The 25,646-nt window shown below is 47.4% G+C and carries 24 protein-coding genes; 7 read left to right on the top strand and 17 right to left on the bottom strand.

The window, feature by feature from the left end:
• Positions 1-355 precede the first annotated feature (355 nt).
• From LOS79_RS05650 to LOS79_RS05605, 10 genes are all read right to left on the bottom strand, one after another.
• A complete protein-coding gene (locus LOS79_RS05650; RefSeq protein WP_315416926.1) occupies positions 356-481 on the bottom strand; it encodes a hypothetical protein in 126 nt (41 codons plus the stop codon).
• A gap of 254 nt (positions 482-735) precedes the next feature.
• Positions 736-1,560 (bottom strand): tRNA (guanosine(37)-N1)-methyltransferase TrmD, encoded by an 825-nt coding sequence (gene trmD / locus LOS79_RS05645; protein WP_315422012.1) that lies wholly within the window; start codon positions 1,558-1,560, stop codon positions 736-738.
• On the bottom strand, positions 1,560-2,084 hold the full coding sequence (rimM, locus tag LOS79_RS05640; RefSeq protein ID WP_315416925.1) for a ribosome maturation factor RimM: 525 nt from the start codon (positions 2,082-2,084) through the stop codon (positions 1,560-1,562). Before rimM ends, trmD begins: the two co-directional genes overlap by 1 nt.
• Positions 2,085-2,174: 90 nt before the next feature.
• Complete coding sequence (locus tag LOS79_RS05635) at positions 2,175-2,405, bottom strand: KH domain-containing protein (RefSeq protein ID WP_019910364.1); 231 nt, start codon at positions 2,403-2,405, stop codon at positions 2,175-2,177.
• A 22-nt stretch (positions 2,406-2,427) separates the two neighbouring features.
• Complete coding sequence (gene rpsP, locus LOS79_RS05630) at positions 2,428-2,700, bottom strand: 30S ribosomal protein S16 (RefSeq protein ID WP_019910363.1); 273 nt, start codon at positions 2,698-2,700, stop codon at positions 2,428-2,430.
• 427 nt (positions 2,701-3,127) lie between these two features.
• Positions 3,128-4,519 carry a signal recognition particle protein gene (ffh, locus tag LOS79_RS05625; protein WP_315416919.1) on the bottom strand — a complete coding sequence of 464 codons (1,392 nt, stop codon included), beginning with the start codon at positions 4,517-4,519 and terminating at the stop codon, positions 3,128-3,130.
• 21 nt (positions 4,520-4,540) lie between these two features.
• Positions 4,541-4,897 carry a putative DNA-binding protein gene (locus tag LOS79_RS05620; protein ID WP_315416918.1) on the bottom strand — a complete coding sequence of 119 codons (357 nt, stop codon included), beginning with the start codon at positions 4,895-4,897 and terminating at the stop codon, positions 4,541-4,543.
• Between the two features lie 148 nt (positions 4,898-5,045).
• Positions 5,046-5,693 (bottom strand): PAQR family membrane homeostasis protein TrhA, encoded by a 648-nt coding sequence (locus LOS79_RS05615; RefSeq protein WP_315416917.1) that lies wholly within the window; start codon positions 5,691-5,693, stop codon positions 5,046-5,048.
• Between the two features lie 64 nt (positions 5,694-5,757).
• Positions 5,758-7,275, bottom strand: a complete 1,518-nt coding sequence (locus LOS79_RS05610) for a carboxypeptidase M32 (protein ID WP_315416916.1) — start codon at positions 7,273-7,275, stop codon at positions 5,758-5,760.
• A gap of 95 nt (positions 7,276-7,370) precedes the next feature.
• Positions 7,371-7,817, bottom strand: a complete 447-nt coding sequence (locus LOS79_RS05605) for a hypothetical protein (RefSeq protein ID WP_315416915.1) — start codon at positions 7,815-7,817, stop codon at positions 7,371-7,373.
• Positions 7,818-8,121: 304 nt separating this feature from the next.
• Here LOS79_RS05605 and LOS79_RS05600 point away from each other — a divergent pair, with 304 nt between their 5' ends.
• The 4 genes from LOS79_RS05600 (at position 8,122) to LOS79_RS05585 (ending at position 11,773) form a co-directional block, all read left to right on the top strand.
• Positions 8,122-8,700 (top strand): beta-class carbonic anhydrase, encoded by a 579-nt coding sequence (locus tag LOS79_RS05600; protein WP_315416914.1) that lies wholly within the window; start codon positions 8,122-8,124, stop codon positions 8,698-8,700.
• 258 nt (positions 8,701-8,958) lie between these two features.
• Complete coding sequence (locus LOS79_RS05595) at positions 8,959-9,384, top strand: hypothetical protein (protein ID WP_315422010.1); 426 nt, start codon at positions 8,959-8,961, stop codon at positions 9,382-9,384.
• Positions 9,384-9,671, top strand: coding sequence for a YxcD family protein (locus tag LOS79_RS05590; RefSeq protein ID WP_315416913.1), 288 nt, complete (start codon positions 9,384-9,386; stop codon positions 9,669-9,671). Before LOS79_RS05595 ends, LOS79_RS05590 begins: the two co-directional genes overlap by 1 nt.
• 506 nt (positions 9,672-10,177) lie before the next feature.
• The gene (locus LOS79_RS05585; RefSeq protein WP_315416912.1) at positions 10,178-11,773 is read left to right on the top strand and encodes a hypothetical protein; all 1,596 of its coding nucleotides are present in this window, start codon (positions 10,178-10,180) and stop codon (positions 11,771-11,773) included.
• 515 nt (positions 11,774-12,288) lie between these two features.
• Here LOS79_RS05585 and LOS79_RS05580 read toward each other — a convergent pair.
• On the bottom strand, positions 12,289-12,651 hold the full coding sequence (locus LOS79_RS05580) for a hypothetical protein (protein WP_315416911.1): 363 nt from the start codon (positions 12,649-12,651) through the stop codon (positions 12,289-12,291).
• Between the two features lie 189 nt (positions 12,652-12,840).
• A complete protein-coding gene (locus LOS79_RS05575) occupies positions 12,841-13,680 on the bottom strand; it encodes a DegV family protein (protein WP_315416910.1) in 840 nt (279 codons plus the stop codon).
• 149 nt (positions 13,681-13,829) lie between these two features.
• Between LOS79_RS05575 and LOS79_RS05570 the strand changes: the two genes are divergently transcribed.
• Positions 13,830-14,057 (top strand): hypothetical protein, encoded by a 228-nt coding sequence (locus tag LOS79_RS05570; protein WP_315416909.1) that lies wholly within the window; start codon positions 13,830-13,832, stop codon positions 14,055-14,057.
• A 221-nt stretch (positions 14,058-14,278) separates the two neighbouring features.
• On the opposite strand, the gene LOS79_RS05565 is transcribed toward LOS79_RS05570, so the two are convergent.
• Positions 14,279-15,139, bottom strand: a complete 861-nt coding sequence (locus tag LOS79_RS05565; RefSeq protein ID WP_315416908.1) for an aminoglycoside phosphotransferase family protein — start codon at positions 15,137-15,139, stop codon at positions 14,279-14,281.
• Positions 15,140-15,319: 180 nt separating this feature from the next.
• On the opposite strand from LOS79_RS05565, the gene LOS79_RS05560 reads away from it, so the two are divergent.
• Positions 15,320-16,129, top strand: coding sequence for an alpha/beta fold hydrolase (locus LOS79_RS05560; RefSeq protein ID WP_315416907.1), 810 nt, complete (start codon positions 15,320-15,322; stop codon positions 16,127-16,129).
• 349 nt (positions 16,130-16,478) lie between these two features.
• On the opposite strand, the gene LOS79_RS05555 is transcribed toward LOS79_RS05560, so the two are convergent.
• Positions 16,479-17,168, bottom strand: coding sequence for a metal-dependent hydrolase (locus tag LOS79_RS05555; protein WP_315416906.1), 690 nt, complete (start codon positions 17,166-17,168; stop codon positions 16,479-16,481).
• A 207-nt stretch (positions 17,169-17,375) separates the two neighbouring features.
• Here LOS79_RS05555 and LOS79_RS05550 point away from each other — a divergent pair, with 207 nt between their 5' ends.
• On the top strand, positions 17,376-18,164 hold the full coding sequence (locus LOS79_RS05550; protein ID WP_315416905.1) for a PaaX family transcriptional regulator C-terminal domain-containing protein: 789 nt from the start codon (positions 17,376-17,378) through the stop codon (positions 18,162-18,164).
• A 137-nt stretch (positions 18,165-18,301) separates the two neighbouring features.
• On the opposite strand, the gene LOS79_RS05545 is transcribed toward LOS79_RS05550, so the two are convergent.
• From LOS79_RS05545 to LOS79_RS05535, 3 genes are all read right to left on the bottom strand, one after another.
• On the bottom strand, positions 18,302-20,410 hold the full coding sequence (locus LOS79_RS05545) for a thioredoxin domain-containing protein (protein ID WP_397386737.1): 2,109 nt from the start codon (positions 20,408-20,410) through the stop codon (positions 18,302-18,304).
• A 352-nt stretch (positions 20,411-20,762) separates the two neighbouring features.
• Positions 20,763-21,641, bottom strand: a complete 879-nt coding sequence (locus LOS79_RS05540) for a hypothetical protein (RefSeq protein ID WP_315416903.1) — start codon at positions 21,639-21,641, stop codon at positions 20,763-20,765.
• A gap of 50 nt (positions 21,642-21,691) precedes the next feature.
• Positions 21,692-25,450 carry a YobI family P-loop NTPase gene (locus LOS79_RS05535; protein WP_315416902.1) on the bottom strand — a complete coding sequence of 1,253 codons (3,759 nt, stop codon included), beginning with the start codon at positions 25,448-25,450 and terminating at the stop codon, positions 21,692-21,694.
• Positions 25,451-25,646: the final 196 nt, after the last annotated feature.

The raw sequence follows: 25,646 nt of genomic DNA, 5'->3' as shown, positions 1-25,646 counted from the left end.
TTTATTTATTATTAAAATTTAATGGTTTTCTCAAACAAGCTGTGATATACTCTTGGCACAAGGAAAGGAGGTGCGTTCACATCAAGCATGACATGCTGAACGTATCCCTTACCCGGACCAACGGCTGAATTACTGGCCCTGGTGGCGCGGGATACGGATCAAGGTAATAAGTAAGCGCCTCGGGTAGAGAGACCGTCTTCGGACGGTCTTTTTTTATATGCTACGGGGTCCCGCCAAAAAACCACTGAAGCAGCGAACAAGAGGTTCGCCTGTCTTCAGTGGTTATCGGCAGGATATTATATCGCTCTGGCTATGGAACCTGTTACCAGGGTCTGCTCAATGCTTAGCAATAAGATTACGATTTGCGGTTCTTATAATAATCAATGATATCACTTACCGTGCGGAGCGGCTCCGCCTCCTTGTGGACAGTGTCCACGGCTGGCTTGAATGGTTCATGCGTATTCGTAGTCACTTCTGTCATTCCCTCCGATAGTTAAGCTAGCTGCGTCTAAAGCTGCAAGTTTCATTGCTGCGGCACCTCTATCTATTACCCTAGAAAAAGGATATCGACGCACATTTGCTCGCATTCTATTATGTGAATCTTCTGTGTCTGCTAAACTCTTATATTTGGCTGAACTTCTTCCCCGCTCCTCAGTACACAGCAAAAAAACGCCTCCCTAACGTAATATACGTTAAAAAGACGCTTGTTATGACTCTTTTCCCGGCCCATTTTTATTAATTCGTATCCGTACTCCCCTGTTCCCGCAGCCGCTTCAGCACCTGCTTATCCTTCGCGGACAGGTCAGCCGTCTCCAGAAGATCGGGCCTGCGCTCCAGAGTCCGCTGCAGCGCCTGTTCACGCCGCCAGAGCTCAATGTTGGCGTGATGTCCGCTGAGGAGCATATCCGGCACCTTCCAGCCGCGGAATTCTGCCGGACGGGTGTAATGCGGGTACTCCAGCAGCCCGGTGCTGAAGGAGTCGGTCACTGCTGAAGTCTCATTCCCGAGCGCTCCCGGCTGCAGCCGGACTACCGAATCAATAACGGTCAGCGCAGGCAGCTCCCCGCCGGTCAGGACATAGTCGCCAACCGACAGCTCATCGGTTACCAGATGCTCGCGGATCCGCTCATCATAGCCTTCATAATGGCCGCAGATGAAGATCAGATGCTCTTCCCCGGCAAGCTCCTCCGCGATTTGCTGTGTATACGTCTGGCCCTGCGGGCACATCAGAATAATCCGCGGCTTCACCGGAGAAGCGCTGCCGCCCTCTTCCGCCGCCTCTTCAGTCTTCACAGCGGCAGTCCCGCCCGCAGATGCGGTATCAGCGGTCTGGGCCAGTACATGCTCAACCGCTGCGAAGATCGGATCCGGCTTCAGCACCATCCCGCCGCCGCCCCCATAGGGTGTGTCGTCTACAGTGTTGTGCTTGTTTCCCGAGAACTCACGGAAATTCACCGCATTCAGCGTAACAATTCCTTTATCACGGGCTTTTCCGAGGATGCTCGTACTGAATACCCCTTCACACATTTCCGGGAAAAGTGTAAGGACATCAATCCGGATCATGGAAGCAGCCCTTCCATAATGTGCACCGTGATTTTCTTCGCTTCAATATCTACGTTGAGCACTACATCGTTGATAACCGGAATGAGAATCTCCTGGCCCTTAGCCGGCTTGACTACCCATACATCATTCGCCCCCGGCTGCAGAATCTCTGTTATCGTACCGAGCGGACTTCCGGCATCCTCATCCGTGTACACCTCACAGCCGACAATCTGATGGAAATAATATTCGTTCTCCGGCAGCTCAACCAGGTCATCACTTGGCACCTTAAGCATACTGCCCTTGTACTTCTCAATCTGATTGATGTTGGTGTAGCCTTTGAGCTTAGCAATATACATCCCTTTATGCTCTCTGGCCGATTCAATGGTTACTTCAAATTTCGCACTGCCGTCTGCAGGAATCAGCAGCAGCTTCTTCCCCGGTGCGAAGCGGACTTCCGGAAAATCGGTATGGGACAGGATTTTGACCTCTCCGCGGATTCCGTGTGTATTCACCAGTCTGCCTACAGTTAACTCTTCGGTCATATGATCTCTCCTTTTGCAGGTTCGGTTATCTATATATTTCAACAAAAAGGAGCCGGGATATACTATCCAGGCCCCTCCTTGTGCGCATCCTTAAGATAAAATATCTACGGTAACGCGTTTATCGCTCTTGACTGCTGCCGATGTAACTACGGTACGAAGCGCTTTGGCGATCCGCCCCTGCTTGCCGATGACCTTGCCGACATCATCAGGATGTACGGAGAGCTCATAGACAATCAGGTGATCCTTCTCCACGGTCCGTACGGTCACATCCTCTGGATGATCCACTAAAGCCTTAGCAATAACACCAACTAATTCTTCCATAGAGGACCCTCGCAATCAGTCATTATTTCTGTTGCTTCAGCTCATGGAACTTCTTCATCACACCAGCTTTGGAAAGCAGGTTGCGAACGGTATCAGATGCTTGTGCACCTGTTTGAAGCCATTTAAGAGCTTTCTCTTCATCAATCTTAACGACTGCCGGTACTTCAATCGGATTATAGTAACCGATTTCCTCGATAAAACGACCGTCACGAGGGGACCGGGAATCGGAAACCACTACACGGTAGAAAGGCGCTTTATGTGCACCCATTCTTTTCAAACGAATACGTACTGCCACGAAATTCACCTCCTTATAAGAATATCGGAATATTGTTAACCTTTGGGACAAACCTTTTTCGATCCCTCCCAAACCCTCCCTTCCAAGGGAGGGCCCCAAGGGCTCTGCCCTCTGGACACCCGCTTAAGTGCAACTGGCGTAGGCGGTCAGACTGGCGGGACTTGGAGGAGTTTGGGTGAATGACCGCTTTTCCTCCCTGCGGGATACGCTTGACTACGGCGTTACCTGGATACAGGGTAAAGATTAAAGGTCATAAAGATTAAGATCAAAAGATTAAGATCAAAAGATTAAAGACAAAACCACTCTCGATCATCTGATGTTGTACTATATCTGATCTATGGGAAACCATTAAGGATAAACCATTAAGGATAAACCATTAAGGGTAAACCATTAAGGGTAAACCATAAAGGATGAAACCTACCAAATGTTAACGGAAAGGAGGGAACTTCATTCCGCCTTTGCCGCCAAGGGCTTTGAGCTGCTTCATGGCGTTCTTCTTGCCGCCCTTACCGCCGCCGCCCATCATACCGGAGAACTGCTTCATCATCTTGCGCATTTCATCAAACTGCTTGATGAGCCGGTTGACTTCGGCAACATTCGTACCGCTGCCGGCCGCAATCCGCTTGCGGCGGTTGTGGTTGATGATCTCAGGCTGGGCTTTCTCGGCCTTAGTCATGGAATGAACAATGGCTTCGACGCGTCCCATCTGTTTATCGTCAACCTTCAGATCCTTCATGCCCTTGGCTTTGTTCATGCCGGGCAGCATATCAAGAATCTGGTCAATCGGGCCAAGCTTCTTGACCTGATCCATCTGCTCCAGGAAGTCATCGAACGTAAACTCCGCATTGCGCATCTTACGTTCCATTTCCTTCGCTTTCTCAGTATCGATATTGGCCTGAGCCTTCTCGATCAGCGACAGCATGTCGCCCATTCCGAGAATCCGCGAAGCCATACGTTCCGGATGGAACGGCTCCAGCGCATCGATCTTCTCGCCAAGCGCGGCGAATTTGATCGGGCAGCCGGTTACAGCTTTGACGGATAACGCGGCACCGCCACGGGTGTCACCATCGAGCTTCGTCAGCACGACACCGGTTAGCTCCAGCTGTTTGTTGAAGCTGTCCGCCACATTCACGGCATCCTGACCGGTCATGGCGTCGACTACAAGCAGCACTTCATCCGGAGTTACGACGCTATGGATCTGCTTCAGCTCTTCCATCAGCTCTTCATCAATATGCAGGCGGCCTGCGGTATCGATAAGGACATAATCAAGATTATTGTCCTTCGCATGCTGTACGCCCTGTCTGGCGATCTCTACCGGACTGACCTGATCACCTAACGCAAATACCGGGACTTTAATCTGTTCACCGAGCACCTGCAGCTGCTTAATCGCTGCCGGACGGTAGATATCAGCCGCTACGAGCAGCGGGCGGTGATTGCCCTTCTGCAGCAGCTTGGCCAGCTTGCCTGAAGTGGTAGTCTTACCAGCACCCTGCAGACCCGTCATCATAATGACGGTCGGCGGCTTGTTCGACTTGGCCAGCTTCGCCTGGCTTCCGCCCATCAGCTCGGTCAGTTCCTTGTTAACGATGTCGATAATAACCATGCCCGGTGTGAAGCTGTCCATCACTTCCTTGCCGACGGACTTCTCTTTCACCTTGGACACGAAGTCCTTGACGACCTTGAAGTTAACATCGGCTTCCAGAAGCGCGAGCCGTACTTCACGCATGGCTTCGTTCACGTCATCTTCGGATACCTTCCCTTTGCCGCGCAGCTTGCTGAACACATTCTGCAATCTTCCGGTTAAACCCTCAAATGCCATATGCGGCTTGCTCCCTTCATGCTACTCTAACCTCTGCAATCGATCCACAAGCTCTGTGAACCGCAACTTATCTTGCTCAGGCAGCATCCCATTCTCCGGCAGTCTGCGCAGTTCTTCTAGATATCTTGTACGTTCTTCATGTTTGGCCAGCAGTCCCAGCTTCTCTTCATAATTCTCAAGAACCTGCTCTGCCCGCTTAATATGTTCATACACGGCCTGTCGGCTGATGTCAAATTCCGCTGCAATCTCTCCCAGAGAGAAATCATCATGGAAATAATATTTGAGAAAAGTCTGCTGCTTGTCAGTAAGCAGCCGCTCATAGAACGCGAATAACAGGTTAATCCGGTTCGTCTTCTCGAGCCTATTCTCCTGACTCATTAAGGGCACTCCCTTCGTCAAGGAAAAACACTTTACAGCTTCACAACGTCCCTTATGATACCGAAAACAAAGAAAGATGTCAAGCTTTTTTGCTTGTCATCTTTTTCTTTGCATAAAACCGGTATTTCCGGGGCGTTATCCGGCCATCTTACTGGATCGGAGTAATGTATAACAATACAACGAAGAAATGCAGTATTGTCCCTGCCAGAACGAATAAATGCCAGATGGCATGATGGTACGGGAAGCCCCGCCACACATAAAAAACCGTGCCCAGCGTATACGTTACTCCGCCAAGAACCAGCAGCAATATTCCGCCGCTGGCCACCGCCTCCGTAAGCGGCCCCCAGGCGATTACAATCATCCAGCCCATGGCGATGTAAAATATGGTCGACATGAAGAGGAATCTTTTGACGAAAAAAGCTTTGAAAAAGACACCAAACACCGCTACTCCCCAAGCGATGCCAAACAGGGTCCAGCCCAGCGGCCCGCGGATCGCCACCAGCATAAACGGTGTGTACGTCCCGGCGATGAACAAGTAAATCGAGGAGTGATCCATAAATTCGAAGAAATCCTTCGCCTTGCCTTCCCTGAGACTATGCACCAGGGTTGAATTAATATACAGCAGCAGCATGGTTGCCCCATAAATGGAGAAGCTGACAACATGCCAGGCCGTGCCGCTCTGAGCAGCGAATACAATCAGCAGAACCAGCGCAGCAACACTTAAGACTGCACCGATTCCATGTGTAATCGCATTAGCGACTTCTTCCTTGCGGCTGTATGTGTGAGTATTTGCCATCCCACTATTCCTTCCGTTTGCGGTTTCCTTCTATTATAGCTCTTTCCCTGAAGGCCTTCCAGCTTTACAGCTTGTACAGATCCGTGTACTTCGCTTCCAGATAATCAGCCAGATAATCCGGATTCAGCGGCTCGCCTGTAACCTGCTCGATAATCTGTGAAGGGGTCAGGCTCTGGCCGTAGCGGTAGATTTTGTCCGTGAGCCATTCCTTGATCGGCAGCAGATTGCCTGCAGCAATCAGCTCATCGAACTCCGGCAGCTCTTTACGCAGCGTATTCAGCATTTGGGCAGCGTACATGTTGCCTAGTGAATAGGAGGCGAAATAGCCAAAGTCTCCGCCCGACCAGTGAACATCCTGCAGCACGCCAAGCGCATCCGTTGGAGGGGTGATCCCGAGATATTCCTGATATTTCGCATTCCAGGTCTTCGGGAGGTCCTTCACTTCCAGCCCTTCATTGAAGATCAGCTTCTCAATCTCGTAACGGATGATGATGTGCAGGTTATATGTCAGCTCATCCGCTTCGATCCGGATGAACGAATTGCCGACACTGTTAATCGCCCGGTAGAAATCCTCCACCTCTACATTAGCAAGCTGTTCCGGGAAATGCTGCTGCAGATCACCGTAATAACGCTGCCAGAAGGCCCGGCTGCGGCCGATCATATTCTCCCACAGTCTGGACTGGGATTCATGAATCCCCATGGACGCTCCTTGAGCCAGCGGACTACCGATAATGTCTGCACCGAAATTTTGCTCGTACAGGGCATGTCCGCCCTCATGCAGCGAGCTGAAGATGGAGCTGGTCACATTATCCAGCAGGTAGTTGGTCGTAATACGTACATCGCCGGGATTCAGGCCGGTGGCGAACGGGTGGACACTCTCATCCAGACGCCCTGCTTCAAAATCATAACCCATCTGCCCAAGCAGGAAGAGGCCAAACTTCTCCTGCTGCTCCTTAGGGAAGATCTGGCTCAGGAATTCTGTATCCGGCTTATTCGGCGATGCACTGATCGCTTCAGCCAGCGGAACGAGACGGCTGCGCAGACGGCTGAAGATGGCGTCTACTTTCTCCACCGTGAGATCCGGTTCATACATATCTAGCAGCGTATCATACGCCGAGCTTTCTGCGCCCCAGTAACCGATGAACTCTTTTTTGAACTCGACAATCCGGGTCAGATAAGGCTCAAAGGAAGCAAAATCATTATGATCCTTGGCTTCTTCCCAGATTGTCTGCGCGTGGGCCGCCAGGACAGAGTATTCCTCGAATCTTTTGGAGGGAATGCTTTTGCTGCGCTGATATTCCTTACGTGTATCCTTGACAATCTTGTTCTCATTATCTGAGAGCTGACTCATCACTTCCGGCTTGCTGAAGTACTCTGTGAATTTCCCGATTTCCTCCGACACCTGCAGCTTGAACGCTTCTGCACTCAGCATGCCGAGTGTAGCTGAACGGGTCTCCACCCCTTTACGCGGTGCACCTGTCCGCAGATCCCAGCCCAGAAGTCCGATTGCTTCATAATAGCCTCTGATTTTAGATAATAGCTCCTTAAACTTGTCCCACTCGTCTTTGACCCGTTGTTCCATCGTTTGAGCACCTGCCTTGTCTAATTTATCCACTCCTCTTGATGATACTTTTTATAAGCTCCATAATCAAACACGGCTTGCGGCAATAGCTGACATCACAAAAAATTCATGCCGGTAATCAGGATATGGGTAATCCCAAAAACCGCGCACGGAATGAGGAGAACATAATTCTTCATCCAAAGCCCCGTAAAGAAAAAGTACAGCGGCGGCATCAGCGCAATCCCCAGGATGAGCAGCCAAGGAGCAACGATCCCGTTATAATAAAGGACCCAAGCCAGATAATATACGGCCAGGAACAGCCCTGCCAGTCTGATAAAAACCCTGCTGTTCTTCCCTTCGCCCTTCCGGATCAGAATCACCATCAGAATAACGGTCAGTACCCCGAATGAGCCTTCAGTTATATTCAGCAGAGGATAGGCCGAGCTGTTCCCGGTAAGCACATCATTTGCCGGAGGCACCAGCATCCAAAGCAGGTTAGGGAGCAGCTGCAGAGCATACAATAATAGACCGCTCAGCGAAAATTGAATCCGGTAGCTTCTCATAATACTCCTCCAATATTTGTCATGGTCCCAGTATAAAGCAAATTGAAACAATGCTAATCAGTCTCCGGACGGGTTATTTACAGGGATGCCCCAAATTCAAATTGACGGCCGTTCAGTAAAGTACGTATAATCAATTCCAGAGCAAATATCTCTAATTTGAAATACTTGATGAATCAGTCCGGTATCTTTGAACACTGCTGCCTGATCATTGTATTTATCATGAAGAGCTTTATATTTGCAGCAAGACGCTGTAGAATGGATACAATTTATAATGCAAAATTAATTTTGAGGAGGCAGCATGGTCATGAGTCAGATTACTAAAATTATGGAATTTAACAAGCATTTTGTTGAGGAAAAAGAATATGAAGCCTATCTGACCAGCCGCTTCCCGGATAAAAAAATGCTGATTATCACCTGCATGGACACCCGGCTGGTTGAGCTTCTGCCCAAAGCAATGAATTTCAAGAACGGTGATGTCAAAATTATCAAAAATGCCGGTGCCGTCATTTCCCAGCCGTTCGGGAGCGTAATGCGCAGCGTAATGGTTGCCCTGTATGAGCTGGATGCAGATGAAGTCATTGTTGTCGGGCATTATGAATGCGGTATGGCTTCCCTGAATGCTGACCGGATGATTAATTCCATCAAAGAACGCGGCGTGTCAGAGGAAGTACTGTCAACGCTGGAGAATTCGGGAATTAAGCTGACCAAATGGCTGCGCGGGTTTGACAATGTGGAGGAAGGGGTAATTCAGACTGTGGAGCTGATCAAGCGCCATCCCTTACTCCCCCCAAACGTACCTATTCACGGCATGATCATTGATCCGGCCACCGGAGCGCTTGAGCTTGTCTCGGATGGATACGCGGAGCATAAGGCAACTCTCTGAAACTGCTGTTTGCGTGGATCCCGGATCCACGCACTTTTTTTTGCCCTGGGAGGCCCCAGTCTTACGGTTAATTTTATTCCTTTTATTTCTGATTATTAAAAATTGAAACCTCATGGCTTTGTATGCGTATTACCGGACAGACATGCAGAAACTACTGCTGCAGGAGCACTGCTGATTGCAGGCCGGCAGTCTCCGGCAGATTTCGGAAATGTCTGCGCTTACCATACTTCTAGGAGGTTCTCGTACTCAATGAAACCAATGAAACGCGTAATGATGATCGTAATGGCCTTCACTCTCTTTTTTGCCGTAACTGTCCCTGACTTTGCAGATGCACGCCGCGGCGGCGGCTTCAAATCAGGAACCCGGGGCTTCACCACAACCCCGAAGAAATCAACAACCAATAATGTGAAGCAAAGCGATAGCACCAAAGGAACTACAGCCGGTACTACAGCGAACACTAACCGCGGATTCTTCAGCGGCGGCAGCCTGATGAAAGGCCTGATGATCGGCGGCATCGCCGGCTTCCTCTTCGGCGGAATGTTCTCCGGCATGGGCGCTTTCGGTAACATCATCGGACTCTTCATTAACATGCTGGCCATCTATCTTATCGTAATGATGATTATGTCCTTCTTCCGGCGCAGACAGGAGCGGCGCAGAATGCAGGAAAGAGACGGCCGTTACTGATGGGTACCACCGTTCTCAGCATGGATGAGATCATTAATGCGGTCTGCCTGCATATGGCGCAGCGCAAAGCTGTCCGGGTTGAAGAGGTCCAGGTCGAGCTCAGCTGGGATGAAGACACCGGTTATACCGCAGAGGTCTGGATCCAGGGCCGCAGCCAGTTTCTGGTGGAATCCAACCTGATTGAAGCCATTCTGCAGTACATGCACAGCGAATACGGCATCCGCGCTTACCGTGAAGATGTGCGTCTCGAGCTGGATGAAGAGATTACTGCAGTTGTTACCGCCTAGCAATGAATACACCGTCCGCTGAATCAGCGGGCGGTGTTTTTGTGTTTTGTTTCTTTTCAGCGGATGAACCATGCCGTATGATTGTGCACGCTGACAAGCTGGGTCTTTGCTGGTCGTGCCGGTTGAAATGTTGCAGGAAATGCAGCTTTGATTCTTAAGTAACCCGGTCAATATGTGGATTGTTGTAGAAAATACAAAATCCGCTCCAAAAATCTGCCGAGAACAGACAGAATGCTGCCTTTTGTACAACATTTTTCGATTTTAGCGTGAATTCGGAGAATTATGTTGTAATTTGTGCAGGATTGGTGAAAAACCTGGAGCTTAACGATTAATATCAATCTCAGCAACAATAAAAAAGGTAAAGTTTTCATCTTTCTTTCAGGTACTGCTGCTATATTATCTCAGACCCTTTGCCTGCCGGACTACAGCTGGATTTCAATAGCGGATCGTACTGAGGACTTGCCGGCAAAGCAAAAGCTCATACCTTGATTAGGAGGATCAGAATCATGTTGAGATTCACAAAAAGCCTGCTCACCGGAACGCTGCTCTCCGCCCTGCTCTTATCAGGCTGCAGCGGCAATGCACAGGAAGAGGCCATTCCTGTTGCTAGTCCGGATGATCCGGCAATTGCTACAGCACACAGCTTCATTGGTAAAATCAGCAGCATCAGCGGAAATGAAATTACACTGTATAAGGCTAAGTCAGGCGGCGGAGAGGATGAAGCGGATTATGCAGAGAATGGCAGTGCCAGTGATGCGCCAGCTAGCCCGGACGGTAATGTTAGTTACACGGCGGGGATCGGCGGGAGCGATGCTACTGTATCTGGTGAAGGTGATACTGCGAGTGCTTCCGGGAATGGTGCTGAGAATCAGGCGGTTAGCCAGATTGGCAGCGGGAGTGATACGGCGGGGATCGGCGGGAGCGATGCTACTGTATCTGGTGTAGGCGATACTGCGAGTGCTTCCGGGAATGGTGCTGAGAATCAGGCGGTTAGCCAGATTGGCAGTGGAAGTGATGCGGCGGGGATCGGCGGGAGCGATGAAACTGTTGTGATTACAGTTGCTGAAGATACAGAGTTTGTGCTGCGGTCCGGCATGGGCGGAGCAGAAAGCTCAAGCGGGACAAGCGCCGGAAACGCGGCTCTTGCGGACTTGCAGGCAGGGGACATCATCCGGGTTACACTGCATGCTGGTACTCTGGTGGCAGCGAGTATTGAGCTGCAGGAGGCTTTTGTTACCGGGGGCGGTAACCTGACGGCTGTGCCGGAGGCCAGTGCCAGCCCCCTCCCGCTCTCCAGTCCGGGCATCACCGGGGAGCCGCAGCCGGCTCCTGAATCCAGCCCGGACGGACAGCCTGCCCCGCCGCAGGGCGGCAAGGCAGGCGAACGTCCCGCCGCCGGCACGGGCGGCGGTCCCGCAGTCGGGGCACCGCAGGGCGCTGCGCCTGCGGGTGCCGGGGGCGGAGCAGCTGGCAGCGCTGCTCCGGGAAGTGCCGGCGCATCCGCAGGTGCGCCGGACAAGCCAGGGGCAGCCGCCAGCGCGAAGCCGGCGGCAACCCCGGCCGCGGGTGCGAAGCCCGCGGCCGGCTGTACGCCTGCGGCTGGCGCCAGCGCAGGCGCAAGTGCGAAGCCTGCGGCGGATGCGAAGCCGGCGGCAGGTGAGGGCGGCGGCGGGATGAATGCCGCCGGGGGCATGAGCTTCGGCAAGATCAAGAGTATCAGCGGCAGCAAGATTACTCTGTACACAGCCGAAGCGCCAGCTGCTGCTCCGCAGAATGGAGCAGACGGCGGCCCGCAAGGCGCAGAGCCTGCGGGCCGGCCCAGCGCCGAGCCGGGCGCCGGAGGCGGCAAGGCTGGCGGTGAGGGCGGAAGGCCGCAAGGACAAGGCGGCGGGCAGATGAGCTTCTCAGCTGAGACCACCGTGATTACGGTGTCCACAGCTGCTAAGCTTGTCTCGGTTACATTCGCTGATGGCAAGCGTACGGAGACCGTTATCGCCCTGTCTGCGCTTAAGGCTGACGACATCATCCAGTACACTCTCAAATCAGGCACAACTGAAGCTGAGAGTATAAGCCTCAACAGCGGCAATCCCGGCGGTAAATAAGAAAGCCGCTGTCAGCGCATGCACCCGTAATATCTGCAGAACCTGCCTGAACAGGAATAATCCCGTCCTGCTCAGGTCTGGTCTGTCAAAACGATCTTCACCACTGGATTAACGCATAATTGCATATTGTACAACTAAAACACCTATTTTTCTGCCGATCCTCTTTTTAGCTGTATTTAGTGCAACTAACCTATCAGATATGGACCGATTTAACCAATTCTTGCGGATTTAGATGTACAGACTACAGTTAAATGCTTTATAAGCACCTTTATACAATTTATAATTGTACTAAATGCAGCTATCCCTGAGTTTTCTTTCCCTTGAAACTAAACCAATCAGTGAAAAATTGGCCGGACTCATCTTCAGCGGATGAAGACGCAGCCAAATAACCGGAGGGCATTTTTAACCGCTCCGGTTATTTGTATCCAAGGCAAGGTATTCTCGGCAAAAACATCTTGTTCACCGGGCCAGGAATATCGCTAAGCGCCGCATCACACCAAATTGCCGCGACTTCCTCAGATTAACGAAATTGCCAGAAGCTCAAACAGAACCAGCGGCAGGATCACGTTGTTGTTGACCGGACCCGGGTAAGGATATCCCGGTCCAGGGTAGCCTGGATACGGCTTGTAGTAAGGATTGTAGTATCCGCGGCCCATTTCCACAGCTACTGTCACCGTCAGGTAGAGATGCTTGCTGTCCATGCCGGCAATAGTGCCTTCATGCATCACTCCGTCGATGGTCTGTACCTGTACTTTATGATTGAGATAAGGCTTGCAGGACTGATGCAGAGAATCCCGGACACCGTGCAGATGCTGGACAACTGCAGGATCTGCCTGATAAATAACCGCCGTTTGCGGATTAGCAGGATAAGTCGACATGGTTGTTTGACCTCCGTGTAAATGGATTTGCTCCATACTATGCATCTGCCCATCCCGAGGTGCCTAGCCCGCTGCAGGGAAGCCTCCCTGGTCATCATGCCGCTGCTTCCGGTCCCCAGGCAGCTCAAAAAGCCGTACCCATGAACTCTCCGATACGGCTTAGTTAAATGTCTGTCACCTGCAGGCAGCCTAGAAAGCTACCCCGATTCCGCCCTGGCCGGCATAGGTGCCCATGACAGGTCCCATTGTGGACAGCAGAACCTCCTTGAAGGGATGCTTCTCCAGAATCCGTTCCTTGATCTCCAGTGCAAGCTTCTCACAATTGCTATGTACGATAGCGATGACAGCCTGCTCATAGTCATACTGCTTCTGATCCAGCTTGGCCAGCAGATTCGTCAGTGCCTTCGGCAGGCCCCGGGTCTTCTCTACTACTTCAACGGTGCCCTCTTCGCTGATTTTGAGCAGCAGCTTAATATTCAGCACGGAAGCCACAGCACCGGAGATCCGGCTCAGCCGTCCGCCCTTGATTACGTTCTCAAGTGTATCCAGCGTAAAGTAGGCATTGGTTTCTGTAATCTTATGCATAACTTTATCCTTCAGCTCGGCAAGATTTGCAGCAGTCAGCGACCATTTCGCCGCCAGTGCCACAATCAGGGTCAAGCCGCCGGAGAAAAATTTGGAATCTATAACTTCAATTGTATTAGGATGTCCTTCTTCCTCATACATTTCCTTCGCGATCGTCGCGGTCTGATAAGTACTGCTGATATTGGAGGACATGCAGATGACCAGAATGTCAGTGCCTGCTTCCACTTGCTTGAAGCTGTCCAGGAAAGCCTGCGGGCTCGGGCTTGCCGTAGTCGGCAGCTCCTTCGATTCATGCATCCGCGCATAAAAAGTCTTCGCATCCGTATCCTCAGGCATCAGCTCATGGCCGAAATGCACCGGCAAATGCACAATTGAAATATCATATTGTTTAACATATTCAGGGGGTAAATCTGAACCGCTATCGGTTATAATCTTGATGGGCATCAGGGTGCTCTCCTTTCAATTCTATACCAGTATAGTCAGCTTCGCGGGAAACCAATAGTACAATTTATAACTTGTCAAAATCAAATTTTTGTGCTTAGCCTCTCTTATGATATGGTTTAGGAATAAGCAAACAGAAATGGAGTGTACACATGAGCAAGAACAGAGTATGGAATAGAGGCAAGCATAATGGTGCCGGTTTGTCCAAGAAAAATCCGGTTGCCCCGGAAGCGGCCTCAGAGGATCAGGCTCCGGCAGAGGCTGTCAGCCGTGAGGAGCAGCCCAATCCGCGTATCGATACGGTTAAACCGATGAACCGCAGCAATTGGGTTACGAGACCGGCCCGCGTGAAACCACAGAACCCGGACCAAGGCAAATAACAGTCTCTCCGGCTGGCTTGCTGCGTACCCGCTTGTGTAATAGATTACCTGCGCCACATCATAGTGAAGCGGGAAATCGCAACAGCTACTTTAAGCTTACTATTACCATCCAGCACATAAAGAGGAACCGCCGGACATCCGCGGTTCCTCTTTATGTTCATCTCTCTGACATTTTCCCAGCAATGCAAGCATACTCAGCACTGCACTCCCCCGTCTCCCCCTCAGAGCAGCCCTTCCGGCAAAAAAGCATTTCTTCCAATAATACTCCGCACATTTCGTATCGTATTGCGCTCTACCGGAATTCCTGTGCTCCGGTGAAGCTGCAGCCAGCGCAGGCAGGCCAGGGCTTCGAACAGCTCCAGCTCTGCCGGCGTATAGCCGCTTTGCTCCAAGAATCTTCGCTGATAACCATCGGCATAACGCCCGCTGATATAGATCCGGATCAGAATAATGGACCAGGCGATATCATACCGCGGATCACCCAGCTGTACATTGGTCCAGTCGATAACCGTATATTTCCCCTCGGCCTCAAGAATGTTGCCGGGGTGGTAGTCCGCATGAATGAGATGCTGCCGGGTAACTCCCGCCTGATCCGCCAGCTCCCGTGCCAGCATCCTGATCTCCGGATGACCTGCAATTTCAAAGAAGAAATAATCGGTGAAATCATACACAGGCACATTCATGACACTACAAACACCGGCCGGCAGCTTATGTATATCGAGCAGTATATCCGCCATCTCTAACAGAAAACTGGAGTCCACTGTCGCCACAGGAACACCGTCAAAGCTTGTCAGCAGCACCTTATGGTTCAGCTCATCCACGCCCCAGCCCCATGGCTGTGATACCGCCAGTCCCCGGAGGTGCAGCTGCTCCAGCATCCGGTATTGCATGGATATATCAGGCCTTGACTCCCGGTTCCAGATTTTGAGGACCAGCTCCGCTTCGGGCAGAGTAATTCTGTACACCTCGGCTTCCAATCCCCCCTTCATCGGGGTGATAACCGCAGTAGAAGCCACAGGCAATAATTCCTCCCACCTGGCCGACTGCCCCTTCCAGCAGATCCCGCTCAGTACATTGCTCATAACAATATCTATTCCTTTCCCTTCAAGCTGTAATGTTGAACCAGGCAGCGGCAGCGCCCTGCATAGTTGAGCATCTCATACAAATACGGATTATCCAATAAGCGTTTTCAGGCATTTTCCCATTTTCGCCGAATACACTGTTTCCAGCAGTCAAATCAACGGATAAATGAGGGAAATCTAATGGAACACTGGATTAGAGCTGAAGCCAATGTGAAAATTTATGTGAATGATCTGAATCCGTCCGGCAGCCGCACGATTCTGTTCCTCCACGGCTGGCCGGCCAATCACCAGATGTTTGAGTACCAGTACAATCAGCTTGTGCCGCTGGGATACCGATGTATCGGGATGGATATGCGGGGCTTCGGCCGGTCGGATAAACCAGAAGGCGGATATGACTACAACCGGCTCGCCGATGATATCCGCTGTGTAATCGGTGCGTTGGGGTTAAAAGATATTACACTGTGCGGACATTCTACCGGCGGAGCCGTAGCTATCCGCTACATGGCCCGCCATAACGGATATGGTGTATCGAAGCTTGCGCTATTCGCTGCAGCCGCCCCCAGTCTGATTCAGCGGCCGGGCTTCCCCTACGGACAGACCAGAGAAGCGATCGAGCAGATCATTCAGGCAACCGGCCAGGACCGGCCCAAGATGCTGCATGATTTCGGTGAAATCTTCTTTTACCACAAAGTGTCAGAGCCATTCTCCGACTGGTTCTTCCAGTTAGGGCTTGAAGCAGCCAGCTGGGCCACAGTCGCCGTATCCAAAGCCTGGCTCGCCGAGCAGCTATTCGATGATCTCCCGCAAATCTGTGTTCCCGCGCTCATCCTTCACGGAATTCATGATCAGGTGTGTTACTTCCCGCTGGCCGAGGCGCAGCATCAGGGGATACGGGGTTCGGTGCTGATTCCCTTCGAGAACAGCGGCCACGGCTTGTTCTATGACGAACGTGAGCGGTTCAACCGCGAGCTGGCTAACTTCGCCAAGTGAAATAGCAGATTATCCGTTGTTACACGCAAACCTCCTACCCGCTTACAGAGCGGGATAGGAGGTTTTTTGAGCTAGAGCGCTTTAAATATACATCAAAGCCAGCCGGTTGCGGTCCTGTATATGGTTGAACGCATAACAGCCTCTACTCCCCGCGTTCTAAGGTATAGCTGATATTGTCCTGGTACCCTGCGACAGTAGACGGAAAAATGTATCTTAATTCAACGGATTTGATTCGTTTGAGGTACGCTAACTTATGTCCTTCACCAAGCATCAAAAAACGCCTAAGATACGTATAACGTACCTTAAGCGTTTTTATTTTTTTACAGATATTCAGTTATCCCGCCTGCCACTACAGCTCCAGCGCCTCTCCATACTCAAGCGCCGCACCGCGGATGCCCGCATCTTCCAGCTTCTGAACGAAAGCCCCTGCATCCTGGCGGATCGGCGGGAACGTATTGAAGTGAATTGGCAGCACCTGCTTGGCACCCAGCCACTTGGCCGCAATCAGCGCGTGCTCAGGCCCCATCGTGAAATGTCCGCCAATCGGCAGGATAGCCAGGTCAATCTCATACAGCTCCCCGAACATCTTCAGGTCACTGAATAGTCCCGTGTCTCCGGCATGCAGCACCGTACGGCCTTCGGCTTCGATAATGAATCCGGCAGGCATACCGCCGTATATGATCTGCTGCTCATCGTCCAAAGTGATGCCGCTGGTATGGAATGCATGGATCATCGTTGCTTTGGCGAAGCCCAGATCGACCGTCCCGCCAATGTTCATCCCGATGGTCTGCGCACCCTTCCACCCGATATAAGATGCCAGCTCTACCGTGGCAACCACAGGAACATTGTTGCTTATCGCAATCGGTGCAGCATCCAGAATATGATCGGTATGGGCATGCGTAAGCAGCACCGCGTCCGTCTTAATATCTTCAACCTTCGTGACAGCCGCCGGGTTGCCGCTAATGAACGGATCGATGATCAGCGATTTGCCGTTCGTCTCAATTTGCACACAGGAATGGCCGTGATAAATGATTTTCATAATTTGTCTCTCCTCTTCGCAGATGGTTTCTGTAATTCCAAGCCGCTTGAACCGTGCAATAAAACATAGTTTACGATACAATGACAACAAGCCATCCGGAAGTCCGTTGACTTCATGGGATAATAAGATTATAACTATTTTTAATACGTTCGTTCGTTTTCATGATATATTCATTGCTGCCGAATGTCAAGAGAGGTGTGAAGAGAAGTGCTGTCCGTTGAGAAAACCATGCTGTTCCTCTTATCCAAGGTAGAGCAGATGGGCGCCCAGCAGTTTGTTGAAATCTATGAGCATCGGGGGTACACCTCCACCTATATACGTAACTCCCTGTCCCGGTTGAAAAAAGAAGGCTATATCACCTCCCCGTCACGTTCATGGTATCAGGTCACGGCCGCAGGTCTCGCTTACATTAAAGCGATCAACGGCAAGCCCGCCCGTTACCAGGAGCAGTGGGACCATACCTGGGATGTCGTCATGCTTGAGGTTCCTGAAGCGGAACGCAAGAAGCGGGATCTGTTCCGCACGGCGCTCGGGCAGCTTGGCTATGGGCTTTTATATAACAGTGTGTACATTTCTCCCTGGAACTATCAGACTGAGGTAGCCGTGCAGATTCAGAAGCTGGAGCTGGAAGGACGGGTATCCATCCTCCAAGGCCGGTTTCTGGAGGGCTCGATTACGCCGCAGAGAGCCCAAACGATCTGGGAGTTGAGCAAGATTGCAGGGCTGTATAAGTCAAAAGCGCTCTGGCTGCAGCAGGAGTTCATCCCGGCCATGCAGAAAGCGCTTCAGGCGAAGCAGCCGCTCCTGCTGTTCCTGCTCTACCTGCAAATGGGGGAGGAATTAAGCGGGCTGTTCATGGCCGACCCGTACCTGCCGGATGAGCTGCTGCCGGAGCATTGGACCGGGAAAGCAATTACCCTCGAAATGAGCGGATATATGCAGACACTGGCCCAGGCGGTTCCGCCGGATTCCGATTACGCCCCTTTTATTAAGTAATGTACATCCGGGTTTTCCTATAAAAGCAGTGATGTAAGCCGGCCTTATGCCGGCTTATTTGTGTTGTTCTGCTTCTGCGGCGCAAACCGCCCATGGCAAAGAGCAGCCCTGAACCGGGCTGCCCGTAGATGTACATTTTATACTTCACGCAGCCCGGCAGCCAGCAGCTCCCTGACCGCCTCCGCATTCGTAACCGGTGCCCGGCAGGCGAAATTCCGGCACTCATAGGCTGTAGCCTGTCCGCTGAGCGCCGGTTTATCTGCAAGATGAGGCAGCAGCTTCTGCAGCGGAGCTCCGCCATCCTCCTGCCAGTTCACGAGCACAGCCGCATCCGGCAGATAAGCCTGCTGGACCTGGGCGAGCATACCGTGCAGCGCCGGATCTTCTTTTTTGCCGGAGAGTACCCATTCCCTGCCGCCTGAGAGCATTCCCAGATGCGCCTGCAGATACATCGCATAACCGGGAGGATACCCTGCCGCCGCAGAAGCCAGCACCGCAGCAGTCCGCTCGGCAATGCCTTTCAGCTCCACATCCTGGGCAATCACAGACAGCTTCCAGAGCAGCTTCGCGGCCACCGCATTGCCGGAGGGAAGGGCGCCGTCATACAGCTCCTTCGGACGGATCGGCAGCTCCTCGCCGTCATGGCCTGTGAAGAAGAACCCGCCGCCATCCGGATCATGGAACAGCTCCAGCAGCCCGTCTTTGAGCAGCAAAGCACGCTCCAGATAGACCGCTTGACCGGTTGCTTCATATAGCTCCGTCAGCCCCCAGATCAGGAAGGCATAGTCGTCCACATAGGCAGGGATCGCCGCCTCCCCGTCACGGTAACGGGCCAGAAGCCGGCCATCTTCACGCCGCAGCTTGTCCCAGATGAAGTCCGCAGCACGGGCGGCGGCTTTGGCATATCCGGGCTTTTGCAGAGCTTTTGCTCCCTTCGCCAGTGCCGCAATCATCAGCCCGTTCCAGGAGGTAAGCACCTTATCATCCTTGGACGGGTGAATCCGCTGCTCCCGGTACTGGAACAGCTTCTCCCGCCATTCCTCCACTCTTGTCCGCAGCGCCAGCGGATTCATGCCCATGCGCTCCGCCACCTCTTCCGGTAATCCTTGCAGCAGATTAGGAATGTTCAGCCCTTCGAAGTTGCCTTCCGGTGTGATTCCGTACACATGGCAGTACGAATGCATATCCTCCAGCCCCAGCGCTTCCTCAACCTGATCGCGTGAGAATACATAGAATTTGCCTTCCACCCCTTCCGAATCGGCATCTTCAGCAGAGTAGAATGCTCCTTCCGGCGAGGTCATATCACGGGCGACATACGTAAAGATCTGCTCCGCAATGTCCGCATACAGCGAGATCCCGGTAATCTGGAAGGCTTCCAGATAGACGTTCGCGAGCAGCGCGTTATCGTAGAGCATTTTCTCAAAATGCGGCACCAGCCATTCCCGGTCCGTCGAATACCGTGCGAACCCGAAGCCCACATGGTCGTACACGCCGCCCTGATACATCGCCTTCAGCGTCTTCTCGACCATCGCGAGCGCCTGCGGCTGGTCATACATCTGGCTGTACGCCAGCAGGAAGGACAAATTATGCGGCGAAGGGAACTTCGGCGCATTGCCGAACCCGCCGTATTCCTCATCGAACTGGCGGCGGTACAGCTCATACGCTTCATGCAGCAGCTCTTCACCAGGAATGCCACTGTCCGCAGCGCCCGGGCTGTGCGCATTCTTCCGGTCAAGACTCTGCAGCTCCGCGAGCAGGTCGTCGCCCAGCTTATTGAGCGCCCCGCCGTCCTGCTCCCACTTCGTATGGATCTGCTCCAGCACATCCATCAGCCCGATCCGGCCGAACATCTGCCGCTTCGGGAAATACGTTCCCGCATAGAACGGCTTCTTCTCCGGCGTCAGCAGCACCGTCAGCGGCCATCCCCCGCTCCCCGTCAGCGCCTGACACACCGACATATACAGCGCATCTATGTCCGGCCGCTCTTCGCGGTCGACTTTGATCGCTACGTAGTGATTGTTAAGGAGCTCTGCGACTTCGTTGTCTTCGAAGGATTCGTGATTCATTACGTGACACCAATGGCAAGTCGAATAGCCGACTGAAAGGAAGATCGGCTTGTTTTCTGACCTGGCTTTGGCAAAAGCCTCTTCTCCCCATGGATACCAATCCACGGGGTTGTGAGCATGTTGTAGTAAATAGGGCGATTTTTCGTTGGCTAATCTATTGGGTGACTTGTGAGTTGTCACGGGGCGTCCCCTCATTTCAGATGAATTTGGGTAAAGTACATCTAGGGTTAGTTTACCCAATTTGGCGGGAGAAGGCGCAAGGAATACAAAAAGGTAACTCCATAGGTTTGGGGTTACCTTTCATGACTACTCTGAAACTTTAGCTTGAATATTTTGGTAAAACTCAGTTCCCCTTTATTAAAGTACTCTATATAAACTTCCCTTCTTCTGATATTAACTTCGTAATAAAAACCTAATTTATATCTACACACACGTTCTGGAAGACTGACCCCATAAAAAGACCAAACATCCTTTGTCTAACGCAATATCAAATCCCTTAGATTAATAATATATTAATTAGAGATTCATTTAGCTACAAATAATTATAAGGATTTGAACTTACCGAACTGTTCGTAATAATCTCGTAGTACTTCATATCATTTATTAGTAAATGAGACGGATTAATAACATGGATATTTACATCTTGTTGACTTCCTTTTTTAAATTGAATCATTCCAACACATATAATAACAAGCTCTTTATGAACATGTAGCTCTTGTTTAATTATATCAACAAAGGAAACCAATGCTGATTTTGTGGTTTTTTCTGGATCAGCATAAAATGCTTGAGGCAAATATATACTAACTCTGTACTGAGCATTATCAAGATTCAGATAAACATAACCGTCAGTTTCGTGGAAGTAAACATGCCTTATCTTACCGAATACGCATTTCCTATATCCAACATAATCAGGGGTTATGTGTTTTGAATCCAAACTAAAGATTCTTATGCTAGAACTGCCAAACTGATCTATTTCACCATTATCAATTTTCTCTGGTTGACTTGTTTGTTTACCTTGTAAAGTTCTTCTTGTCATAATTCTTGTGTTTTGCTTTTTCCTTTTTTCTTTTTCTTTCAATTTTTTACTTTTATTAAGTATAGTATTAATTATATGTTCATCAGTAACCGGAGCAGATTCAATTTGATGAAGTATATTTTTTCGTTCAACTTCTCCTTTATCTTTGAGAAAATACGGACATTCGATGTCATGTAAATCGCCTTGACCATTCCAAGTACTAAAAAACTTCACTCCATTTTTACGATGTGTAAATTTAATCATTGCATCACATTCATCACTAATACAGTAAAGGTGTTCTTGATATTTTGATTCATACAAATCTTTATCAAGATGTTCATAGTAAACTTCTTCTGTATCATCACCGTTTTCATAATAGGCCCACTCTATTTTCACGAATCTCACCTTCTTAATGAAAATTATTTTAATTGTTAAAACTATAAATCTTATATATAAGCTCTGCGTCCTATCGCTCTAAAATAATCATTATCTTGCCTATCTATGTTAAAACTAGTAATCCATCCTTTTGTTTTAAATATTTCCAGGATTTTTTCATTTTCATTATTTCTCTCAATTTTCGGCCTTCTACCGGAAAATAAACTTATAACATCAGTCATATCCAAAAGTTGCAAACAAGTAGTTGTTTGTACTTCATTTAGGTGAATAATATGAGAAACCAGTAATCTTTTTTTGCTTGATTTTCCAACTTCACTCGATTCAAAAATATCAATTAGAAGATCATACGGAACTTTATAATTCTCTCTAAGAATTTGGTCAAAATGCTGAATACTAATAGATTTGATCTTCTTACGCAGACTTGTACTTTTTTGATCATATCCACTCACTATATACGGAAGATCAATAATGTTAAAATTGTTTTCTAAGATATTATACTCAAGTCTTTCAGAATACTGCTTACCAGTCATGGATATGGGTTCAGTGGAATAGGCCATTAAATTCAACTTATGATCATCGTTTATGTCTTTATCCAGCAAACTCAGTAATTCAGAAATCTCAAAATTATCATCGTTTATTACTTCATTAATATAAATATCAATATTTAGGATAATAAAATAAATCAGTTGTTCAGAATAATTATCTCTTACAAACTTCAGGTTAAAATCATTCATCCTTACAACTTCATACTTCATTAAAATTTGAAGCTTAGCATCGGAGATTCCCTCAAATTTAAACTCATTATAATACCTTTTGAAATCTCTTATGAATATTTCATATTTTTCATTGCTTAAGCTTTCACTTATAATTATTTTTCTAAAAAAAGATGCAGTTTCACTCGTCCCAAATTCATCTTTTATTTCATTATAATTAAAATTCAAATCTACTCCATTACCATTAATGAAATCTACTAGAACCTCCCCAAAATCATCCTCTAAGTAAAAGTAGTATTGTAATATATTGTGTTCAGAGTAGCGCAAATTCTTTTGCAACAATAATTTAGGCCAATAATCTTTATTAATAACACTTTCTAACTTCTCTATTGTTGTTTGGAGATATTCGATATATGTAAATATAAGTTCAGGTTTAATATCTTCTTGATTAATAATTTCAAGTGCAACATTTTCATCATCTGTTATTATCGAATCGCAATGTTCTAAAATTAATTCGACATATTGTTCAATATTTCTCTTCACATATTTAACCAGAGCCTCTTCAGGTTTAGATACTATAAGTGTGTAACTATTATGTTTGTAACTATCATTGACAGTTGGTAAATTATATATTTCTTTTAAAATCACTTCGATTAAATACATATTTATTTCATAGAGTTCATCCTCATAAACGGCTAAAAAGAGTGACCTGTTAGCATTAGCATAGTTAATTTGTTTGAATTTCACGTTCAATAATTTTAATTTTGCAATAATAGTAGATATATCTGGTTCATTTATATTCAGAAAATCTTTATTTTCTGATAAATATACAGTTAGACAATTTTCATCATTTTGTTCTTCTAAATCACTAGTCAGCGAGTAGTAAAGAGCGTCAAGAATAAAGTTTGCTTTTTGAATCTCAGAAAAATTATTATCATTGAGTACGCCTTTTAATACATGGGGCCAAAGATGATTCAATGACTTAATAAAAGAAACCTTTTCTCGCTCTGTAATCCAAAACTGCAAAACAAAATCGTACCTATTTTTAGTTTTAAGTTGAATAATAAATCTATTTAAGTTCTCATTCTCGTTATGTAACAAGTACTCCAATAGGTCGAAGTTTAAAATCTCTTCTTGATTATAATTTGCAGACTTAAGTCGAGTAACAACTAATGACGGATTTTTAAGCTGATATGAGTACTCCTTAGGAATTTCATCGGTCACACTGCGTAAAAAGATTTTATCCGCCCTACTAAGACTATTTTCATAAAAATATGTCATATAATCTGAATAAGTTTCATCAATATAAGCATTTCTAATTAGGAATTTGATTAGTCCAAAATATGGGCTTGACTTGACCTCATTATATGAAACATTCTCACCTATTTCATTAGTAAAAGTGACTTTAAAAACTTCATTTATATTATCTTTGTTAATTATTTCACTGAGCTTTCTACTTTCCAATAATACTTTTTTATTGCTTAATTCACTGATCTCAGACCTTATAACATTAATTCTAGATTTATTCTCAACTTTTCGTTTTCTATCAGTATATTCAGTATTTAGGTCTAGCTTTGCATATTCAGTTTCAAAATCTAACTGATATCTTCCATTATAATTTGGTCGACTAATATATACTTGCTGAGGATTGCTTTTCATTCGTCTTATAAAAGACGCCCTGGAGTTAAATTGATTCTCATATTGTCCCCCTACATCTATAACACCCAACATTTCCGTTTTAAAATATAATGCATCTAATTCGTCAATTTTATTACAAATTTCATTTTCAGTATTAAGAATTTGAATTTCTTTCTCTTGAATTTCGCGACTGAATTTATTCATTTCTATTTCTATTAGAGTATTTTTATTTTCAAATAAATTATGAATGAATCCCTTTCCAAGCTGTAATTCGCTAAAATCTTTAGGAAATATATTTTTATATGTAATTACCGCCAATAATTTATTTGGATTTAATTCTGTAGATTGTATACGGTCATGATAAATTACATACTCATTGTAAATATTTTTAAGCATACGCATATCGTCAATATATAGAGAGAGTCCCTGTAAAAAACTTTCGTCAAAATTCCCAAATATATTTCCTTTCTTAAAATGATTAATAAATTGATCATATGAATTTGAAGCGTCAACAACAGGTACAATCGGTATTATAAAATCAAAAAACTTAGTTCGATCCTTAGAAGTGAAAATGTCATCACGAAGAAGATAAAAGAAACGTATAACTTTTCCAGACTTCTTGTTAATTAGAAGATTGATTTCCCTTAGTTTTTCAAAAATATGATTACTATTAAATCTATCAATATCTTCAAAAACTATGACTTCAACGTCAGCATTTTCAAAAAGGTAAAGCACTTCGTTAAGGTATTTATCAAAATAGGATTCATTTGCTTCTGAAAATATTTCAATTTCGTTTCCTTGAACTGTTATTTTCTTAAATATATTTCGGTTATATTGAATTTTAACAATACTGTAAATTGTAACTAACAAAATGATAACTGCACATACTCCTCCCAAGAAAAAAGAGCTATCGTAAGTTGAAAATTCAAGGAAAGTTTTTAACCATTTACTGGATAAACCATCAAATGTATCTTTCCAAGTTTTAAAATTCAAAATATATAGTATCAATATAATCGAAATAGTAAAAAGAGAAGAAATTCGGAAGATCTTTCGTTTTGATACCTTTCTTTTCACCTTAAAATGTGATTGAGGAATACTCTGAGGATTAATTTGATGAATTAACTGATTTAGGATTTTCCCTTCAATTGCAGCATCATTATTTGTTGTGTTTTTTAAGGTTTCTATTATCTCAGGATCACTCATCTCACCTTCATTTTTCACTGAATCGAAATGCGCAAGCGAAATATTCAAGAATTGTTTATCAGGTCTACTAAATAAGTATGATTCAACAGCACTACTTTTCCCTGCACTATAGGGGCCTGTTATGGCAATATTCTTTAGATCTTCTTCTTGAAATACAAAATCTAAAGCAGCCTCGTAAATGCTTAAATCAGCATTTTTTATAGGTGTTAATTTTTGAAAATTATATGCATTTAAATTTGTTCTCAATTTCCCCATCTTCCCCTTTTATAATTTAGTGATCCTAATCATTATAAATTACCAAGACATTTCCAAGTTACATACAGTTCTATATCAAATAATAATCACTTTTAAAAAAGGAAATGAGCCCTTTTTATTAAGTGAAACTTTACTTAGATAAAATGTTAACTGAATTGAAAACTCGAACTTATAGAATTTCTTTGCACTATTAACC

Origin of the sequence: Paenibacillus sp. MMS20-IR301, assembly GCF_032302195.1 — a bacterium.
GTDB lineage: Bacteria > Bacillota > Bacilli > Paenibacillales > Paenibacillaceae > Paenibacillus_AQ.
Note: the sequence above shows the minus strand (reverse complement) of the source record. Positions and strands in the feature narration are given on the sequence as shown.

Excerpts from the sequence above, each read along its gene's own strand:
- LOS79_RS05650 (WP_315416926.1), bottom strand. The coding sequence starts at position 481 with ATGACAGAAGTGACTACGAATACGCATGAACCATTCAAGCCAGCCGTG.
- rimM (WP_315416925.1), bottom strand. The coding sequence starts at position 2,084 with ATGACCGAAGAGTTAACTGTAGGCAGACTGGTGAATACACACGGAATC.
- LOS79_RS05635 (WP_019910364.1), bottom strand. The coding sequence starts at position 2,405 with ATGGAAGAATTAGTTGGTGTTATTGCTAAGGCTTTAGTGGATCATCCA.
- ffh (WP_315416919.1), bottom strand. The coding sequence starts at position 4,519 with ATGGCATTTGAGGGTTTAACCGGAAGATTGCAGAATGTGTTCAGCAAG.
- LOS79_RS05620 (WP_315416918.1), bottom strand. The coding sequence starts at position 4,897 with ATGAGTCAGGAGAATAGGCTCGAGAAGACGAACCGGATTAACCTGTTA.
- LOS79_RS05615 (WP_315416917.1), bottom strand. The coding sequence starts at position 5,693 with ATGGCAAATACTCACACATACAGCCGCAAGGAAGAAGTCGCTAATGCG.
- LOS79_RS05610 (WP_315416916.1), bottom strand. The coding sequence starts at position 7,275 with ATGGAACAACGGGTCAAAGACGAGTGGGACAAGTTTAAGGAGCTATTA.
- LOS79_RS05605 (WP_315416915.1), bottom strand. The coding sequence starts at position 7,817 with ATGAGAAGCTACCGGATTCAATTTTCGCTGAGCGGTCTATTATTGTAT.
- LOS79_RS05600 (WP_315416914.1), top strand. The coding sequence starts at position 8,122 with ATGAGTCAGATTACTAAAATTATGGAATTTAACAAGCATTTTGTTGAG.
- LOS79_RS05595 (WP_315422010.1), top strand. The coding sequence starts at position 8,959 with ATGAAACGCGTAATGATGATCGTAATGGCCTTCACTCTCTTTTTTGCC.
- LOS79_RS05590 (WP_315416913.1), top strand. The coding sequence starts at position 9,384 with ATGGGTACCACCGTTCTCAGCATGGATGAGATCATTAATGCGGTCTGC.
- LOS79_RS05585 (WP_315416912.1), top strand. The coding sequence starts at position 10,178 with ATGTTGAGATTCACAAAAAGCCTGCTCACCGGAACGCTGCTCTCCGCC.
- LOS79_RS05580 (WP_315416911.1), bottom strand. The coding sequence starts at position 12,651 with ATGTCGACTTATCCTGCTAATCCGCAAACGGCGGTTATTTATCAGGCA.
- LOS79_RS05575 (WP_315416910.1), bottom strand. The coding sequence starts at position 13,680 with ATGCCCATCAAGATTATAACCGATAGCGGTTCAGATTTACCCCCTGAA.
- LOS79_RS05570 (WP_315416909.1), top strand. The coding sequence starts at position 13,830 with ATGAGCAAGAACAGAGTATGGAATAGAGGCAAGCATAATGGTGCCGGT.
- LOS79_RS05565 (WP_315416908.1), bottom strand. The coding sequence starts at position 15,139 with ATGAGCAATGTACTGAGCGGGATCTGCTGGAAGGGGCAGTCGGCCAGG.
- LOS79_RS05560 (WP_315416907.1), top strand. The coding sequence starts at position 15,320 with ATGGAACACTGGATTAGAGCTGAAGCCAATGTGAAAATTTATGTGAAT.
- LOS79_RS05555 (WP_315416906.1), bottom strand. The coding sequence starts at position 17,168 with ATGAAAATCATTTATCACGGCCATTCCTGTGTGCAAATTGAGACGAAC.
- LOS79_RS05535 (WP_315416902.1), bottom strand. The coding sequence starts at position 25,450 with ATGGGGAAATTGAGAACAAATTTAAATGCATATAATTTTCAAAAATTA.